Source organism: Streptomyces radicis, assembly GCF_003626575.1.
Lineage (GTDB): Bacteria > Actinomycetota > Actinomycetes > Streptomycetales > Streptomycetaceae > Streptomyces > Streptomyces radicis.
Genome location: NZ_RBDY01000002.1, coordinates 39,931 through 56,494, shown reverse-complemented (window position 1 = coordinate 56,494; position 16,564 = coordinate 39,931). Strand labels below are relative to the sequence as shown.

The 16,564-nt window shown below is 70.3% G+C and carries 13 protein-coding genes and 2 CRISPR repeat arrays; all 13 genes read left to right on the top strand.

The annotated features are described in order from the left end of the window. Window positions 1–16 precede the first annotated feature (16 nt). The 13 genes from D7318_RS03150 to D7318_RS03090 all read left to right on the top strand — a co-directional run bounded on the left by D7318_RS03150 (window position 17) and on the right by D7318_RS03090 (window position 14,108). Window positions 17–235, top strand: a complete 219-nt coding sequence (locus D7318_RS03150) for a hypothetical protein (RefSeq protein ID WP_230423301.1) — start codon at window positions 17–19, stop codon at window positions 233–235. Further along, window positions 228–626: a TadE/TadG family type IV pilus assembly protein gene (locus tag D7318_RS03145; protein ID WP_120695293.1), complete on the top strand. Its 399-nt coding sequence runs from the start codon at window positions 228–230 to the stop codon at window positions 624–626. Before D7318_RS03150 ends, D7318_RS03145 begins: the two co-directional genes overlap by 8 nt. Continuing rightward, window positions 619–1,053 (top strand): TadE/TadG family type IV pilus assembly protein, encoded by a 435-nt coding sequence (locus tag D7318_RS03140; protein ID WP_120695292.1) that lies wholly within the window; start codon window positions 619–621, stop codon window positions 1,051–1,053. Before D7318_RS03145 ends, D7318_RS03140 begins: the two co-directional genes overlap by 8 nt. After that, the gene (locus D7318_RS03135; RefSeq protein WP_120695291.1) at window positions 1,050–1,505 is read left to right on the top strand and encodes a pilus assembly protein TadG-related protein; all 456 of its coding nucleotides are present in this window, start codon (window positions 1,050–1,052) and stop codon (window positions 1,503–1,505) included. Before D7318_RS03140 ends, D7318_RS03135 begins: the two co-directional genes overlap by 4 nt. Further along, window positions 1,502–3,985 carry a BTAD domain-containing putative transcriptional regulator gene (locus D7318_RS03130; protein ID WP_120695290.1) on the top strand — a complete coding sequence of 828 codons (2,484 nt, stop codon included), beginning with the start codon at window positions 1,502–1,504 and terminating at the stop codon, window positions 3,983–3,985. The genes D7318_RS03135 and D7318_RS03130 overlap by 4 nt, the downstream gene beginning before the upstream one ends. Window positions 3,986–4,738: 753 nt before the next feature. After that, a CRISPR array of direct repeats spans window positions 4,739–5,761; the repeat unit is 29 nt; unit sequence GTTGCGAACCCTCCGGGGTTGATGAGGAC. 329 nt (window positions 5,762–6,090) lie between these two features. Further along, complete coding sequence (gene cas6 / locus D7318_RS03125) at window positions 6,091–6,762, top strand: CRISPR-associated endoribonuclease Cas6 (RefSeq protein WP_230423300.1); 672 nt, start codon at window positions 6,091–6,093, stop codon at window positions 6,760–6,762. Then, window positions 6,759–8,192, top strand: a complete 1,434-nt coding sequence (locus D7318_RS03120; protein WP_183091305.1) for a hypothetical protein — start codon at window positions 6,759–6,761, stop codon at window positions 8,190–8,192. The genes cas6 and D7318_RS03120 overlap by 4 nt, the downstream gene beginning before the upstream one ends. Beyond that, on the top strand, window positions 8,192–9,250 hold the full coding sequence (cas7i, locus tag D7318_RS03115; RefSeq protein ID WP_120695287.1) for a type I-B CRISPR-associated protein Cas7/Cst2/DevR: 1,059 nt from the start codon (window positions 8,192–8,194) through the stop codon (window positions 9,248–9,250). The genes D7318_RS03120 and cas7i overlap by 1 nt, the downstream gene beginning before the upstream one ends. Continuing rightward, complete coding sequence (gene cas5, locus D7318_RS03110) at window positions 9,250–9,945, top strand: CRISPR-associated protein Cas5 (protein ID WP_120695684.1); 696 nt, start codon at window positions 9,250–9,252, stop codon at window positions 9,943–9,945. Before cas7i ends, cas5 begins: the two co-directional genes overlap by 1 nt. After that, the gene (gene cas3 / locus D7318_RS03105) at window positions 9,927–12,341 is read left to right on the top strand and encodes a CRISPR-associated helicase Cas3' (RefSeq protein WP_120695286.1); all 2,415 of its coding nucleotides are present in this window, start codon (window positions 9,927–9,929) and stop codon (window positions 12,339–12,341) included. The genes cas5 and cas3 overlap by 19 nt, the downstream gene beginning before the upstream one ends. Next, window positions 12,338–12,859, top strand: a complete 522-nt coding sequence (locus D7318_RS03100) for a CRISPR-associated protein Cas4 (protein WP_120695285.1) — start codon at window positions 12,338–12,340, stop codon at window positions 12,857–12,859. The genes cas3 and D7318_RS03100 overlap by 4 nt, the downstream gene beginning before the upstream one ends. Further along, window positions 12,859–13,839, top strand: a complete 981-nt coding sequence (gene cas1b, locus D7318_RS03095) for a type I-B CRISPR-associated endonuclease Cas1b (protein WP_120695284.1) — start codon at window positions 12,859–12,861, stop codon at window positions 13,837–13,839. Before D7318_RS03100 ends, cas1b begins: the two co-directional genes overlap by 1 nt. Next, on the top strand, window positions 13,833–14,108 hold the full coding sequence (locus D7318_RS03090; RefSeq protein WP_230423298.1) for a CRISPR-associated endonuclease Cas2: 276 nt from the start codon (window positions 13,833–13,835) through the stop codon (window positions 14,106–14,108). The genes cas1b and D7318_RS03090 overlap by 7 nt, the downstream gene beginning before the upstream one ends. Before the next feature lie 108 nt (window positions 14,109–14,216). Next, a CRISPR array of direct repeats spans window positions 14,217–16,101; the repeat unit is 29 nt; unit sequence GCCGTCATCAGCCCTGGAGGGCTCGCAAC. Window positions 16,102–16,564: the final 463 nt, after the last annotated feature.

The window sequence follows — 16,564 nt, the reverse complement described above, 5'->3', positions numbered from 1 at the left end:
CGAAAGACATCCAGCCGTGCTCACCATCCTGCTCAACCACCTGCTCGCCGCCATGCGCACCCGCGCCCACCAGCTGCGCCAACGCCTGGCCACCGACGGCGGCTACACCACCGAGACGATGGTCATCACCGCGATCCTGGCCGTGCTCGGCATCGCGGCGGCCGGGATCATCACCTCCAAGGTCCTCGCCCGCACCCGCGGCATCGACCTCGACGCCGAGTACACCGGTGAATGACCCGGGCGACCGGGGCGCCGCCAGCACTCAACTCGTCGTCCTCACCCCCGTGCTGATGCTGCTGACCCTGCTCTCCGTCCAATGCGCCCTCGCCTGGCACGCCCAGCACATCGCCCAGGCGGCGGCCTCCCGCGCCCTGGCCGACACCCGCGCCGCCCAGGGCACCAAGACCACAGGAGCCGCCACCGCCCGCGCCACGCTCGACGCGGCCGGAGGCCGCGTCCTGCACGACCCCACGGTGCGGGTGCACCGCACACCCACCTCCGCCTCGGTCGACATCCACGGCAACGTCCTCCCCGTCGTCCCCGGCCTCGACCTCACCGTCCGAGGCCACGCCGAGGGCCCCGTCGAACGCTTCCTCACCCCGGGAGATGAGGCGACCGATGGGTGACCCACGCCGCTTCCGCCGCAACGGCAACGACGCGGGCACGGCAACCGTCGAGCTGGTGCTGGTCACACCGCTGCTGGTCCTCCTCGCCCTGCTCGCGGTCGGGTTCGGCCGCGTCACCGACGCCCGCGTCCGCGTCGAGGACGCCGCCCACCACGCCGCCCGCGCCGCCTCCCTCACCCACACCACCGCACAAGCCGAACAGGCCGCCCGGAGCGCAGCCGCCTCCGCCCTCGACGCCTCGGGCGCCAGCTGTGCCTCCCACGCCGTCGCACTCCGCCACCAACGGCTCGCCCCCGGCAGCACGGTGACGGCCACCGTCTCCTGCCACAGCGACCTCAACGACCTCCTGGGCACCGGACTCCCCGGGAACGTCACGCTCTCCGCCGCCAGCACCTCGCCCGTCGACACCTACCGGAGCACCCCGTGAACGCCCCGCGCCCCCTCCGGCGAGCCGCCGACGACGACCGGGGAGCGGTCACCGCGTTCGTCATCGGCGCGTTCCTCGGGCTGTGGCTCTTCACCGGGATCGTCGTCGACGGCGGCCTGGCCCTCGCGGGCAAGACCCGCGCCATGGACAACGCGCAGGAAGCGGCCCGCACCGGAGCCCAACGCCTCGACCTGGCCGCCCTCCGCGCCAACGGCACCCCCCGGCTCGACCCCGACCGCGCCGCCGCGGCGGCCCGCGACTACATCACCTCCACAGGAGACACCGCCCGCGTCGAAGTCCAGGGCGACTCCGTCACCGTCCACGTCACCCACCGCACGCCCACCCAGATCCTCCAACTCGCCGGACTGCGCCACCTCACGGTCACCGGCCGCGCGACCGCACACGCCGAACGCGCCACCACCACCGCCACCGAAACGGAGTCCACGCCGTGACCGCCACCGGCGCACCCGGTCGGCGGCGATCCGCGGCGTCGGCGAGCCTGGCCGCACTCGCCCTCCTCGCCCTTCTCGCGGGCGTTCCGACCATCCTGTGGACGGCGGCCGGGGCGCCCTGGCCCGACCCGTCCACGTCGCCGCAGGACGTGGCCCACCGCCTGCGCCAGCCCCTCAGCGACCCCCTCGCCGTCGAACTCCTCGCCCTGCTCGGCTGGATGTGCTGGGCCACCTTCGCCGCAACGGTCCTCCGCGAGGCCGCCTGGTACCTGCGCCGCCTGCCCCACCTGCGCGCCGATCGCTCGCTCCATGCCGCGCACCTGGAGACGGTGTCCGCACCGCGACTGCTGGTCGCCACCTGCATCGGCACCCTCGTCCTCGCCGCACTCACCCCGCGCACCCCAACGGCCATTCCCTCGCCGGAGCTTGCCTCCGCGACCGTGGCGACGGCCACGTCGCTCGAGGAAGTCGCACGCGCCTCCGCGGAGCCCGAAAGCCCGGTCCGCCACGTCGTCCGCCCCGGTGACACGCTCTGGAACATCGCCGCACACCAGCTCGGCGACCCGATCCGCTGGCCGGAGATCTACGCGCTGTCCACCCCCCTCACCCAACCCGACGGCCGCAAGCTCACCGACCCCGATCTCCTCACCCCCGGTTGGCACCTCCACCTGCCAGCCGACGCACGCGACCACGCTGTGCAGACCCCACCACCCGACCGAGCCGCCGCGCCCCCGGAGACGACCCACGACCGTTCAACCGCACGCGACGAAGCGACCGACACGTCCGGCACGCCGCGAGCTTCCACGCCTGAAGACCGTCCGGTGCGGATCACCGTCGGCACCGCCTCCCTGATCGGCATCACCACCGCCGCTGGAATCGCCGCCGCCGTCACCCTCGCGCGCCACCGAGCCAGGCGACACGCACCACCTGACCTCGCAGCCGAACCCCCGAACCTCTCCGACGCCGTCCGAGCCGCCACCCAGGCCGCCCTGGCCGCGCAACGCGCCGACCAGGACGAAGCCGACGCCCACCAGGCCGACATCACCCGCCGCCCACCCCCAGCGCGGCCCGCCCCTCCCGGCACCGTCACCTGCGCTCACCGCGACGGCACCGAGATCCCCCTCGCCGCCCTCGCCACCCCCGGCGGATGGAACCTGACCGGCCCCGGCGCCCCCGCAGCCGCTCGCGCCCTCGCGATCGCCATCCTCAGCGCCGCCCCCCGCGTCTCACCACGCTCCCCGCACGTGCGCCTCATCACCACACGAGACCTCGCCGACACCCTCCTGCCCGGCCTGCACCCCGAAGTCCCCGGCTGGTACCGGGCCGAGAACACACGCGAAGCGCTCCACACCGCCCAGGCCACCACCGTCGAACGAGCCCGAGCCTCCCAGGACGGCCGCCACCCCACCCCGCGGCTGATGGACGTCCTCCTCGACGCCGACCTCCCGACACAGGCCGCGGCCACCGCCGACCACCTCGTCGTCCTCTCCCTGGGCGGTGACCAGCTGGCCAACACCGCCCGCCTGGCCCCCGACGGCACCGTCGAGCACGCCTCCGGACCCGACCATCAACTCCTCGCCCGATGCGGCATGTTCGCCCTTGCAGAGGCACCCGCCCGAGAACTCATCGACGCGCTCAACCCCCCAACGATCGCGGTCCCGGACCAGACAGCAGTTCAGGAACGGCCGAAGACAACCGCGAAGCCAGCCCTGACCATCAGCCTCTTCGGCGGCCTCGCGCTCCACCTCCACGGCGAAGAAGTCGCGCTCACGATGAAAGAGGCGGCCAAGGAATTCCTCGCCATCCTCGCCGCCCATCCCAACGGCCTGCGCACCGAAGCCCTCACCGACGCACTACGCCTCTCCCACGACCCCGAACGCGCCACCAGAGACCTGGTCAACCTCCGCCGCGCGGTACGCCGCACCCTGCGCCAGGTCACCGGAAGCCGAAGCGCCGCCTTCATCCTCCACACCACGGACCGCCACCGCCTCGACCCCCAGGTCGTCCACAGCGACGTCGACACCTTCACCACCGCCATCACCACAGCGAGCCGCACCAAGGAGCCCACCGCACGAGCAGCCGCGCTGCACCAAGCACTCGACGTCTACCACGGCCCCCTGTGCGAAGGCGCCGACTACCCCTGGGCCGACGAGGCACGCGAGCACTACCACCACAAGGCCATCGACGCCGCCGTCTTCCTCACCGACCACACCACACCAGAAGAAGCCCTCGCCCTCCTGGAACAAGCCGCGACCTGGGAACCCACGAACGAGACCATCTGCCAACGCCTCATGCGCCTCCACCACGACCTCGGCCACCCCGAAGCCGCCCGACACACCTACCAACGCCTCACCCGCCACCTCGCCGAAATCGACGCCACCCCGACCGAAACTACTGCATCACTGGTTTGTCCCGAACGCGGGATGATCTCCTCTGAGGAATTGAGGATTCGCACGTCGAGCAATGGCATCCGAGGTTGATGACTGCATGGATATCGCTGCCGCATTAGTAGGGATCGCGCCTTGTCGATTTAAGTGCTCCGAGTAAGGGGGGTGGCGAGCGTAGCAACGTGACCTGAAATCGACACCCGTCTCAGCTTGATCATCCCTAGAGGGATTTCAACATGCAGGGCGTTCGATTGCCCATGAATCATTGATCAGCCCTAGAGGGTTTTGGCGGGTCGAGCCAGCGTGCAAGGGCAGTGCCCTCATGAATCGGTATACCGGAGGTGCGACTACGCGAGGCGGAGAGCGCTGCTTTGGGCCTTAGGAGCAACCTGGGTGCCAATCAGGGGCGTGGACGCAGGTGTGCGCGCAAGCACTACAGATTGTGATCTTCTCCTTCCCGCACCTTGGCTGTCGAAGGAACGGCAGGCTGCTTCGAGGGGGGTAAAAACCGGTGATCAGGGCGCCTAGCGCTCCGCCTGCGATGAGCCCACTGAGAAGAAGTGCGACACTCTCTTCCACCCTTTCGCTCCCTTCTTGTTGTGGCCAGAGCCTAGAGGTGACGTCGCTGAGCCTTGGGAGGCTCGGCCGTCCAGATGGGTGATCTTCTTGGCTGGAATCCTCGGGTACTCGTACGTCGTGCATCGAAGGCAGATGCACTCGGGCACCGACCATGCGCTGGTGGAGGGAAACCACCGAAGCGTGAAAGTCGGACTTTTTCGGATCTGCTGACCTCCGGGGTTGATGAGGACGCATGGTGACACGCCCAACGTCCGGGCGGCAGGCCAAGTTGCGAACCCTCCGGGGTTGATGAGGACTCCCTTTCTGGCGGCGCCCGACCAGGGCGATGGGCATCCGTTGCGAACTCTCCGGGGTTGATGAGGACCCCGGGCGGGGGACGTCAGGAGCCACTCGGCCTGCGTTGCGAACCCTCCGGGGTTGATGAGGACACGTCGGACTACTGCGCGCAGGTCAAGGGCGCCACCGAGTTGCGAACCCTCCGGGGTTGATGAGGACGGGAAGAACGGGGCCGTGAACTCCTGCAACCTGCTGGGTTGCGAACCCTCCGGGGTTGATGAGGACCTCCGAGGCCGAGGTACGGGAGGAGCTGGGAGACGTGGTTGCGAACCCTCCGGGGTTGATGAGGACCAGGTGTCGTCAAATCCGGCAGCACGGGCGCCGGGACGACGTTGCGAACCCTCCGGGGTTGATGAGGACACCACCGCCCCCGCGCTGCTGCACCTGGTCGACCGCGCGTTGCGAACCCTCCGGGGTTGATGAGGACTCGCGGCCCTCCTCCACCACGCCGCGCACCGCCTGAGTTGCGAACCCTCCGGGGTTGATGAGGACGGCGAGAGCCTTCCCCCACGGGGATCGCAGCGGATCCGTTGCGAACCCTCCGGGGTTGATGAGGACGTGGCCTGGACGTCGGTGGAGCCGCGGCAGAACCCCTGTTGCGAACCCTCCGGGGTTGATGAGGACCCGCCCGGCTGGGGTGCGGTGAGACGACGGTGCGCCGGTTGCGAACCCTCCGGGGTTGATGAGGACACGCCGACGCCCTCGGTGGCCCCGGCCGAGGTTCCGCGTTGCGAACCCTCCGGGGTTGATGAGGACGCAGGGACGAGGAGTCGTGGGATTTCGTCGCGATGCGGTTGCGAACCCTCCGGGGTTGATGAGGACACGATCCAGCACCTCACCACCACCCGCACCGCCAGGAGGTTGCGAACCCTCCGGGGTTGATGAGGACCCGTGGCCTGGCTGCGCATCAGGTCGGCGAGCTCGGGTTGCGAACCCTCCGGGGTTGATGAGGACCCCGAGGGTAAAGCCGCAGGTCGGGGGGTTCCGACGTGGGGTCCTCGGGAGTGTTTTTGCAGCGGTCAGGCGGTTGTGCATCTGTGCAGGTCAGGCCGGGTGGGTGTTGGCGCGGGCGCGTTGTCAGTGGTGGCGGTTAGCTTACGTGTCGAGGCACCTCGTCGCCGAGGAGCTTTTTGCGACAGATTCTCACATTTTTAAGCTATTTGAGTCTATAAGTTCAGCCTCGCAGATGGTTCGGCTACCGTCTGAATGCATGCCGTCACCTTCCTCGGCGGCGTGAAAGTGCGTTTCGGGATAGTTGGGGTGGTATGCGAGTCAGGGTCGACGTGGCGGCCGATGTGCCGAGCCTGCGGTGGGAGGACGTGCACGGTCCGGCGCGGGCCGTTGTGTATGGGCTGCTGGGGAGCCAGGACGCCGGTCTGGCACGGTCGTTGCACGATGAGGGGTGGCGCGGGCATGGGTTGAGGCCCCTGGGGCTGACGAGTCCGCAGTTCAAGGGTGCCCCGCGGAAGAACGGTGTGTACACCACCTCCCGCGACGGGTCGGTGTGGTTCGGGTCTCCGGTGCCGGAGATCGCGTCGCTGCTCATCACGTCGTTGGCCTCGCGGGCCGAAATCGTCTGGGGAGCGGCTCGGTTGAAGATGCGGGGCTTCACGTTGGACGTCGATGTGCCGCAACCGAGCGGTCCGGTCGTTCTCGACACGATGACCCCGGTGATCGTCAAGCGTGAGAGCCGGTATCTGCTGCCGGGGGACCCCTTCTTCGTCGAGCGGTTGCAGCACAACCTCGTGCACAAGGCGGATGTGCTCGGGCTTCCGGCGCCGGAGGGGCTCCAGGTGCTGGAAGCCGGGCCGCGGCGGAGGTTCACCGTGCGGGGGGCGCCGAGGATCGGTGCCAGGGTGCGGGTGGCCATGGAGGCGGACGCGCGGTTCGTCAAGGCGTTGCGGTCGTGGGGACTTGGACTGGACACGGTCCAGGGCTTCGGGTGGGTCCGGTGAGCGCGCCTGTCGTGGCCTCGGCTGTGCTGCCGTTGACGAGTCATCCGCTTCAGCGTGCGGGTGCGTGGGCCGTCGCGGTACTGGCGGGGCGTGAGAGTCCGGGCGAGGTGACGGTCGCCGATCTGGACGCCGTCGCGGCCCGCGTCGTCGACGACGTGTGCGCCGCCGCCCTGGCCGGTAAGGACGAGGCCGTCTACGACTGGTGGAAGGTCCTGTTCGCGCTGTACCCCAACTCCAAGCCCACGCACAGCAAAAGGACTCGGGACCGCGCGGTCATGGAGGAGGCGGTCGCGGCGCTGTTCGCGCCGGATGGGGCGGACGGTGCGGCCCACCCCTGCACGTTCTGCGGGGCGCCGACGCCGGTGGTGTGGACGAAGTCGAACCTGCCGATGTTCGACACGAGCAAGGCGTTGAACACCCTGCCGCCCGGCGTGCCGGGCTGGCCGGTCTGCCGCGGGTGCCGGGTGGCGGTCTGGGCGCTGCCGTACGGGGCCTGGGTGACGGCGGGGTCGGCGAGCGTGCTGTCGTGCGAGAGCGAGCGGGCGGAGCGCGCGTTCGCCGAGCGCAACGTCCTGCGGGCGCGGCGGGTGATGCAGCTGGGGTTCGGGAAGCTGTCGGCCGCGGCACGCCCCGAGCTGGTGGCCGTGCGCGCTCTGCTTGCCGTGCGCGAGGAGTTGTCGGCGACGACGCTGTGGACGTTCAAGAACGACAACCAGGAGCCATGGCTCCGGGTCACCTCCACCCGCCGGGCGCTTCCTCGCTTTCTGGCCGTGGTGCAGGGTAACGCTCCGCTGCGCCGGGGCTGGCGGCTGCTCGAAGTGGCGCTGACGCGGCGGGACAAGGACGGTGTGGTGGTGGCCGGTGGCGCCGCGGAGGCCGCACGGCTGCTCTTTGAGGCTGAGGACGGTCGCAGCCGTTCCCTGCTGTGGCAGCTTCACCACCTTCTCACGCAGGACGCCGGTCGGTCGTGGGGTGCGCGGGATCGCGCTGATCTGACGCGGCTGGCCTTTACCTATGCCAAGGAGATTCTGGGAATGGAGCCCGATCCGACGCCCGTGGCGACCGTGATCGCCGACTGGATCCAGCATGGCTCGGGTAACCCCCGGGGGCGGCTGGCGGAGTACCGGAACGTCGCGTTGAGCGACTACAAGCTGGGGGCGTTGCTGACGCAGGCTCACTTCCGCCTCGTCTTCGACGGTCGGTCTGCCGCGGCTGGTCCGGATGACTGGGCGCCGTTGATCAGCCAGCGCCCCCGCGCCTGGGAGCAGCGCATGCTGCTGGCCGCCCGGGTGCTCGAGCTGCTTCAACAGCGGGGCGTCGCGGTGAACGCCCCGCCCGCCGACGAGGTGGAGCGGGACAGGGAGGAACGGTTGCTGGAGCAGCCGATGCTTCGCGACGAGGACGACGACTACGACATGGGAGCGGCGTGATGGCGTACCTGGCGGGCAAGATGGTGCTTTCCGTGCGGGCGAGCGCCCCCAACAACGGCAAGGGCGAGGCGACGACGGGGCGGGTGAAGAGCGCGCGGATCCGCGGTGGCCGTTACCCCTATGTCTCGGCGCAGGCCGTGCGCCGCTGGACGCGCGACAGCATGATCGAGCTGGGGGCCGTGCCCTCCCCGGTCACCCGGGTGGGCAAGGCGCAGAACAAGGCGCAGAAGGCGAACACTGCGGCCGATCCGGTCCGGTACGCGGACGACGACCTCTTCGGCTACATGAAGGCCGGTTCGAGCAAGGACGGGGCGGCCACCACCCTGCGGGACAGCCCGTTCATGCTCGGCACCCTGCTGTCGGTGGAGCCCGCCTACCCGACGGAGGACTGGGGGGTCATGGCTCGGGGGGTGGCCGAGCCGGTGCTCCACGGCCACGAGTTCTACACCGCGGACCTGGCCGCCCCGTTCCTGCTGGACGTGCCGAGAATCGGCACCTTCACCCTCCCCGACGGCGGTGGCGTCGGTCGGCCGAACTATCTCAGCCAGGAGCAGGCGCTCCAGGTGGCGCAGGCGGCTGCCGCCGGAGCCACCACCGTCACCTTCAGGGACCAGGCGGCCGTCCGGCTGCCCATCGAGGAACGCCGGGCGCGCACGGCGCTGCTGCTCGAGGCGTTGGCGCAGCTCAGCGGCGGGGCCAAGCAGGCGCTGCACTACGGCGACCGCGTGCCCGACCTGATCGTGCTGGTGCCGTTCAAGGGGGGCATCAACCCCCTGGCTCACGTCATCGACGGCGAGCCCGGCACCGGCCTGCGCGTCCGCGGCGACGTGCTGCTGGATGAGCTGCGTGCCTGGGAGGGGGAGTGGGAGACGCCGGTGCGGATCGGCTGGCGCCCGGGCTTCCGCGAAGCCCAGCGCGAGGACTTCGAGAAGAAGTGCGCGAGTGAGATCGCGAAGGATCACATCGTGATCGACCATCCCCGCACGATCCTGCGCGGCTTGGCGAAGGAGCTCCGCGAGGGGCGGCACAACGCCTGGTTCGACGACCCGGCGCGGTGATGAGGATGTCGAACGAGCCGGTCCCGGCGTGGCGGGCGGAGTTCTACGCGCCCCTCGCGTCGTTCCGGGATCCTCTCTTTCCCGGGGTGAGTCGCTGCCTTCCGCTGCCGCCTCCCTCCACGGTCCGCGGGCTGCTGGCGGCGGCCACCGGGAGGCCCGTTGAGGATCTGCCCCTGGGGATGGCCGCTTGGTCGGAGGGGAGCGGGGTGGACGCGGAGACGTTCCACCCCATCGCGGCGGATGGCTCCAACCCGGCGGTCGCCGGCCGCGTGCGCGCGGTCAAGGGCGGCATGACCATCCGGGAGCGCCCCTTCCTCGCCGACGTCCACCTGTCGGTGTGGCTGCCGGGACAGGAGGGCGAGCGCGTCGCCAGGGCGCTGCGGCGGCCGCGTTGGCCCCTGCGGCTGGGCCGATCCCAGGACATCGTGCACCTGACCTCGTTGCGGCCGGTGGAGTTAGTGCCCGCCGCGGAGGCGGTGGTCGGGCACGCACTGGCGCCGCGGGGTGGACACGACGTCGGAGAGGCGTTCTTGCACCGCATGGCGGCCAGCATCTCCGCCGACCGCCTCACCACCTCGTGGGCCGACTACCTGTGGTGCGACGTTCCTCCCGGACGCCGACCGGTGCGTGGCGCCTTCCGGCAGACGACGGACGGCGGATGGGAGGGGCAGGCGGTATGGCTGCTGGGCACGTGAACGGCGGCGCCAGGGCTCGCACGTTGGCCGACACCCGCGCCAAGTCCAAGCCCTGGGAGGACCCGGAGCGGCTCACCACGCACTCGCGCATCGTCCATGACACGGTCGCCGAGATCGAGGGCCGGGTGGCCCGAGCGGGAGTGCTCGCCACCGCCCCCTCCTTCTGGGACTGGGTGCGCCGCTCCGCGATCCTCCACGACACGGGCAAGGTCGCCGAGGGCTTCCAACGGCAGCTGCCCCCCGGCGGGCCCCCGTGGGGCGAGCGGCACGAAGTACTGTCCCTGGCCTATGTCGACCTGGCGGCCGAGGCCGCCGGTTGGAGCGACGCGGACCGGCTGATGATCGGCACCCTGGTCGCCACCCACCACCGGTCCCTGCACTCCGCATCCGGGCACGCCAACGGGAAGCCCAGCCTGTCGCAGCTGTACAACGCCCACACACGGTGGGACGAGGCGTTCACCCTCACCCCCGGTCCCCAAGGCCCTCAGGTCCAGGTCCCGCGAAGCCTCCACCGAGAGCTGCTGGCCTGGCTCGCCGGGGCGTTCGCCATGGATCCGCCTCCGCAGGCGCCGGGCGCCCCCACCCTCGCCGAACGCGCCGGTCGTTTCCTCCACCACCTGCTGGACACCTGGCGGGAGCCCGTCAAGCCGGACCATGGCTTGCTCGCCGTCCTGGCCCAGGGCGCTCTGACCCTGGCCGATCACGCGGGCTCGGCACACGTCCCGTTGCAGACCCATATGCCGCTGGACGCGGACTACTTCGCCCGCCTCCCCTACCCGCCCTACCCCCATCAGCGGCAGGCCGCCGCCACCGAGGGTCACCTGATCCTGATGGCCCCGACCGGAAGCGGCAAGACCGAGAGCGGCCTGGCCTGGGCCGCCCGCCAGCTCGCCACCATGCCAGGGCGGCCACGCCTGGTGTGGACGCTGCCCTACCGTGCCTCCCTCAACGCCGCACGCCTCCGCCTCCAGCGCGACCTCGTCCCGGCCCCGGGCGACAAGGCGGCGGACATCGGCCTGCTGCACGGCACCGTCGCCCACGCCCTCCTCACCCAGGCCGTCGACGACGACTGCGGACCCGAACAGGGCGAACCCACCGCGGCCCAGGCGAAGCAGGCCCGCGCCCGCGCCGCGGCCATGCGCCTGTTCACCCAACGCCTCCGCGTCGCCACCCCGCACCAGCTCCTGCGCGCGGCCATCGCGGGCCCCGCCTACTCCTCCGTTCTGCTGGAACAGGCCAACTCCCTCTTCGTCCTCGACGAGTTGCACGCCTACGAGCCGGAGACGTTCGGCCGCCTGTGCGCGGCGATGGCCCTGTGGGAACGGCTCGGCAGCCGGGTCGCCGTGCTCTCCGCCACGCTGGCCCCGCCCATGACCACGCTCATCGACGAGAGCCTCACCCAGCCGGTCACCAGCTACCGCGCGCCACCGGGCACCAGCCCCGTCAGGCACCGGCTCGTCCTGGACGACGAGCCGCTCGACTCACCCGTGAGCCTGGGCCGCATCCGCGACCGGCTGGCCGAAGGCCACAGCGTCCTGGTCGTCGCCAACCGGGTCGCCACCGCCCAGCGCGTCCACGCCGAGCTCGCCGACGACGCCCGCAAGAGCCGCCCCGACGATCCGCACGCCGCCCTCCTGCTCCACTCCCGCTTCAAGTACCGCGACCGCGACGCCATCGAGAAGAACCTCCTGCGCCGCCACCCCGAACGCCGCCCCGGCGAGACGGACCGACGCGGCGGACTCGTCGTGGCAACCCAGGCCGTCGAGGTCTCCCTCCAACTCGACTTCGACCGCGCGGCCGTCGAGTGCGCGCCCGTCGAAGCGGTCGCCCAGCGAGCGGGCCGCGTCAACCGCCGCGGCCGCCACCCCGAGGGTCCCGTTGAGTTCCGCGTCCACCGCGCCACCACCGACCGCCCCTACGACCAAGGCGCGATGGCCGCGGCCTGGCACGCGTTGACCGACCTCGTCGCCGACGGCGTCGACACCCTCAGCGAAGAGGACATCGACCGCCTCCTCGCCGCCGCCTACGACAGCCCCTGGGGAACGGAGTGGGCCGAGGCCGCCCGCCGCGCCCGCAACGAGTTCGCCACCAGCTTCCTCACCTTCACCGACCCCTTCCAGGACCGCGGCGAGTTCGCCGACCGGCTCAACGAGCAGTTCGACAGCGTCGACGTCCTGCACCACGAGAACACCGACGAGTACCGCAGCCGCACCACGGGGAAGAGGGGAGACCCCCTCCTCGCCACCGGACTCCTGATCCCGCTGCCCTACCGCCAGTTGAAGACGTACGACGCAACGTGGGACCGCACCCTCCGCGTCCATGTGATCCACCAGGGCACCTACGCCCCGGACACCGGGCTGACACCACCGGACGCCGACCCGGAGACGGTCCTGTGAACCAGCCCGCCCACGACCTGAACGATGAGACCACCCAACTCGGCGGCGTGCACATCAAATACCTCTACCACTGCCCCCGCCAACTGTGGCTCTATACCCGCGGCTACCGACCCGAGCAACGCAGCGACCTCGTCGCCTTCGGCGAAGTCGTCGACGACACCACCTACACCCGCCGCCGCGACATCGACCTCGGCGAGGCCAAGATCGACTGGGTGACCACCGGCGCCGTCATCCACGAGACGAAGTCCTCCCGCGCCCCCGCCGAAGCACACACCGCCCAGGTCCGGCACTACTGCCTCCTCCTGGAACGCCGAGGCGTCGCCGTCCGCGGCGGCACCGTCCACTACCCCCTCATCCGCCGCACCACCGACGTCCCATGGGACACCGCGGCGCGCGCCGAGGCCGAAGACGCCGAAGCCCGCGCCCGCACCGTCATCGCCGCCCCCACCGCACCCGCCCGCCTCGCCCGCCCCCAGTGCCGCGGCTGCTCCTACCTCGACTACTGCTGGGGAGACTGATGCCCGCCGTCGGCCGCACCTACTGGCTGACCGAACCCTGCCGCATCCGCCGCGAGGACAACAGCGTCCGCGTCGAACGCGCCGACGGCAGCCCGGTCCGCATCCCCATCACCGACATCCGCGACCTCGTCGCCTTCGACCACGTCGACGTCAACACCTCTGCCCTGTCGCTCCTCAGCCGCAACGGCGTGACGCTCCACGTCCTCGACCACTACGGCAACCATGCGGGCCACTTCGCGCCCTCGGAATCAATGTCCTCGGCCAGCGTTCTACGCCGGCAGGTCGAACTCACCGCGGACCCCGACCAACGCGCCACCGTGGGACGCGCCCTCGTCACCGCCGCCGCCGAGAACCTCCGCTGGGCCCTGGACACCGACCTACTCGACGCCGCGCTGGACACCCTGCGAGGCGCCCTACCCGACTGCAAGGACAGCGACGCCATCATGGGCCAGGAGGGCAACTACCGCCGCACCGGCTGGGCCGTCCTCGACACCCAACTCCCCACCTGGCTCCGCCTCGAAGGACGCACCCGCCGACCACCCACCAACGCGGGCAACGCCTTCATCAGCTACCTCAACGCCCTCGTCTACGCACGCGTCCTCACCGCCCTGCGCACCAGCCCGCTCCACCCGGCCATCGGCTTCCTCCACTCCGACACCGACCGCCGCCGCAACACCCTCGCCCTCGATATCTCCGAGCCCTTCAAGCCCCTCTTCGCCGAGCGCCTCCTCAGGCGCGCCGCGAGCCAGAAGGCGCTCAAGCCCAGCGACTTCGAGACCGAGGTCGGCAGAGCCTCCCTCAGCAAGAGCGGACGGAAGAAGGTCGCCATGATGGTGAAGGAGGAACTGGCCACGACCGTCCACCACCGCTCGCTCAAACGGAAGGTCAGCTACGAGGAGATCATCCACCTCGAAGCCCTCAAGCTCGTCCGCCTCTGCCTCGAAGGCACCCCCTACAAGCCGTTCCGCCCCTGGTGGTGATCCACATCTTCGTCATCCTGGTCTACGACACCGCCGTGGAACGCAACCCGAAGGTCCTCAAGACCTGCCGCAAGTACCTCCATTGGACCCAGCGCAGCCACTTCCAGGGCGAACTCTCCACCGCCCAGTACCGTGCCCTGATGGCCGCACTCGACGGCGTGATCGACCCCGAGCACGACAGCATCGTCGCCTACACCACCCGCTCCCCGGACCTCGTCGAATCCACGACCCTCGGCCTCCCCCTCGGCGGCCCCGGCGAAATCCTCTGACGAGCAGCACCCCATCTGACCTGCACCGATGCACTACCGCCGACTCGCTGCAAAATCCGGCCCGGACCACCGCCCAGGACACCTCCTGACCAGCGGTTTTACCCTCGGGCCGTCATCAGCCCTGGAGGGCTCGCAACCTAGCTCATCAGGTGGGTGCCGTCGGGGAGTTGGCGCGCCGTCATCAGCCCTGGAGGGCTCGCAACCCGCACTGCCGGGTCAGGTCAGCCACCACGATCCACTGGCCGTCATCAGCCCTGGAGGGCTCGCAACGCGGAGGCCCGACGAGCCCTGAAACGGCGGCTGTCGAGCCGTCATCAGCCCTGGAGGGCTCGCAACAGGAACGCGCCCACCACGACCGGGCGTACGACAACGCGCCGTCATCAGCCCTGGAGGGCTCGCAACACGCTCATGGCGGCGGACAGCAGCACATAGGGGCGTGCCGTCATCAGCCCTGGAGGGCTCGCAACGCGCCCGTCCAGTCGGCGGGCACCCGGACCTTGAGGCCGTCATCAGCCCTGGAGGGCTCGCAACGGGCACCGGTCCGGGCCGCAATCGCGGCCTGGGACAGGCCGTCATCAGCCCTGGAGGGCTCGCAACTGCGGCGCTATGGCACCGGACGGATGGGGGTGATCAGCCGTCATCAGCCCTGGAGGGCTCGCAACCCAGGCAGCTCGTGGACCTCCGCGCCCGTGTCTCCTAGCCGTCATCAGCCCTGGAGGGCTCGCAACCTCGATTTCGGCCGTGCGCGCTCTGCTGGGGGATGAGCAGGCCGTCATCAGCCCTGGAGGGCTCGCAACCCGAAGTCGGGAAGACCGTACTCCCGGCACACCACCACGCCGTCATCAGCCCTGGAGGGCTCGCAACGCCAGCGCGGGGGCGCCGGCGACGTCCTCGTCGCGGAGCCGTCATCAGCCCTGGAGGGCTCGCAACTCGAGCATCCTGGTCAGCCGGTCCAGGACGGCCCGGCGCCGTCATCAGCCCTGGAGGGCTCGCAACCGGTACTGGCAGAAGACGAGGGTGTGCTGCCCGGCCACGCCGTCATCAGCCCGGGAGGGCTCGCAACGGCAGATCCGTCAGCGCGTGAACCTCAATCCCATAGGGGCCGTCATCAGCCCTGGAGGGCTCGCAACACGGTTTCGACAGCGCCAGGGTCCAGGACGGCCCGGCGCCGTCATCAGCCCTGGAGGGCTCGCAACACCCGCAGTGCCACCTCACCCAGCAGCTCGGCCACGCCGTCATCAGCCCTGGAGGGCTCGCAACCACCGAACGGTCTCCTGCACGTGGACGTCGGCCAGCCGTCATCAGCCCTGGAGGGCTCGCAACAGCACCTTTCCCATGGCCTCCACCAGCTGCGGTCGGGGCCGTCATCAGCCCTGGAGGGCTCGCAACTGGGTGAGGGAGGAGATGTTCCTGGGGGACACCTGCGGCCGTCATCAGCCCTGGAGGGCTCGCAACCAGGAACTGCGGCGTCACGCCCTCCGGAGTGAGCGGCCGTCATCAGCCCTGGAGGGCTCGCAACGCGAACCAGCGGACCGCAAAGTCCGCAGTACCGCTGCCGTCATCAGCCCTGGAGGGCTCGCAACCAGTGTGGTGCCTGCCGTACGCCGCGGGCTACGACCGCGCCGTCATCAGCCCTGGAGGGCTCGCAACGTTGTATCCGGGGGCTTGCCGACGCTGGGTAAGGACGCCGTCATCAGCCCTGGAGGGCTCGCAACGCCGTCATCCGCACCCGCAGGCGGCGCTGCCACGCGGGGCCGACATCAGGCCGTCATCAGCCCTGGAGGGCTCGCAACGGCACCAGCAGGTACGGCGACGGGCCGCGCATCCACACGCCGTCATCAGCCCTGGAGGGCTCGCAACATCGGCGGCGCGATCTGCCGCAGAACCACGGTCCACAGGCCGTCATCAGCCCTGGAGGGCTCGCAACCGGACGTGGGCCCAGTCAATTGCACCCGAGACGCCGTGCCGTCATCCGCCCTGGAGGGTTCGCAATCGCTGTTTCCACAAGGACTTGGGGACCGGAACACGAGGCCGTCGGGTCACGTGAGTTGGAGTCGAACGGGTTGAGTCACGTGTGATCTGGCCGGAGGTCTTTTCATGTCGATCGATCCGGTGGTCTTGCTTTGAAAGGACCATGCGCCCGGCGTGTCGATACTGGTGGGGTGCCCGTGTGCCGCGCGCAGTTGGGGCCGACTGTATATCGGTACAGGAACGTATCCCGATCCACCCCACAGCGTGCCCAGCCCCCGTACCTCGGTGTCCTGTATCGCTGTTGTCTCTCCCGCTGCCTGTTCCTTCCGTCTTTCTCCTTTCTCTTTTCAAGCCCAATTTGGGTTCTTCCTCTCTCCTGGGGTGAGGCGCGCCTCGGTGGCCTCCTGCTGGGGCGAAGGGCTGCCTCCTCGCCCGCACCCTCATGGCCGAGCCCGCACCCGCCGCCTGCCGCCTCCGGGGCACCT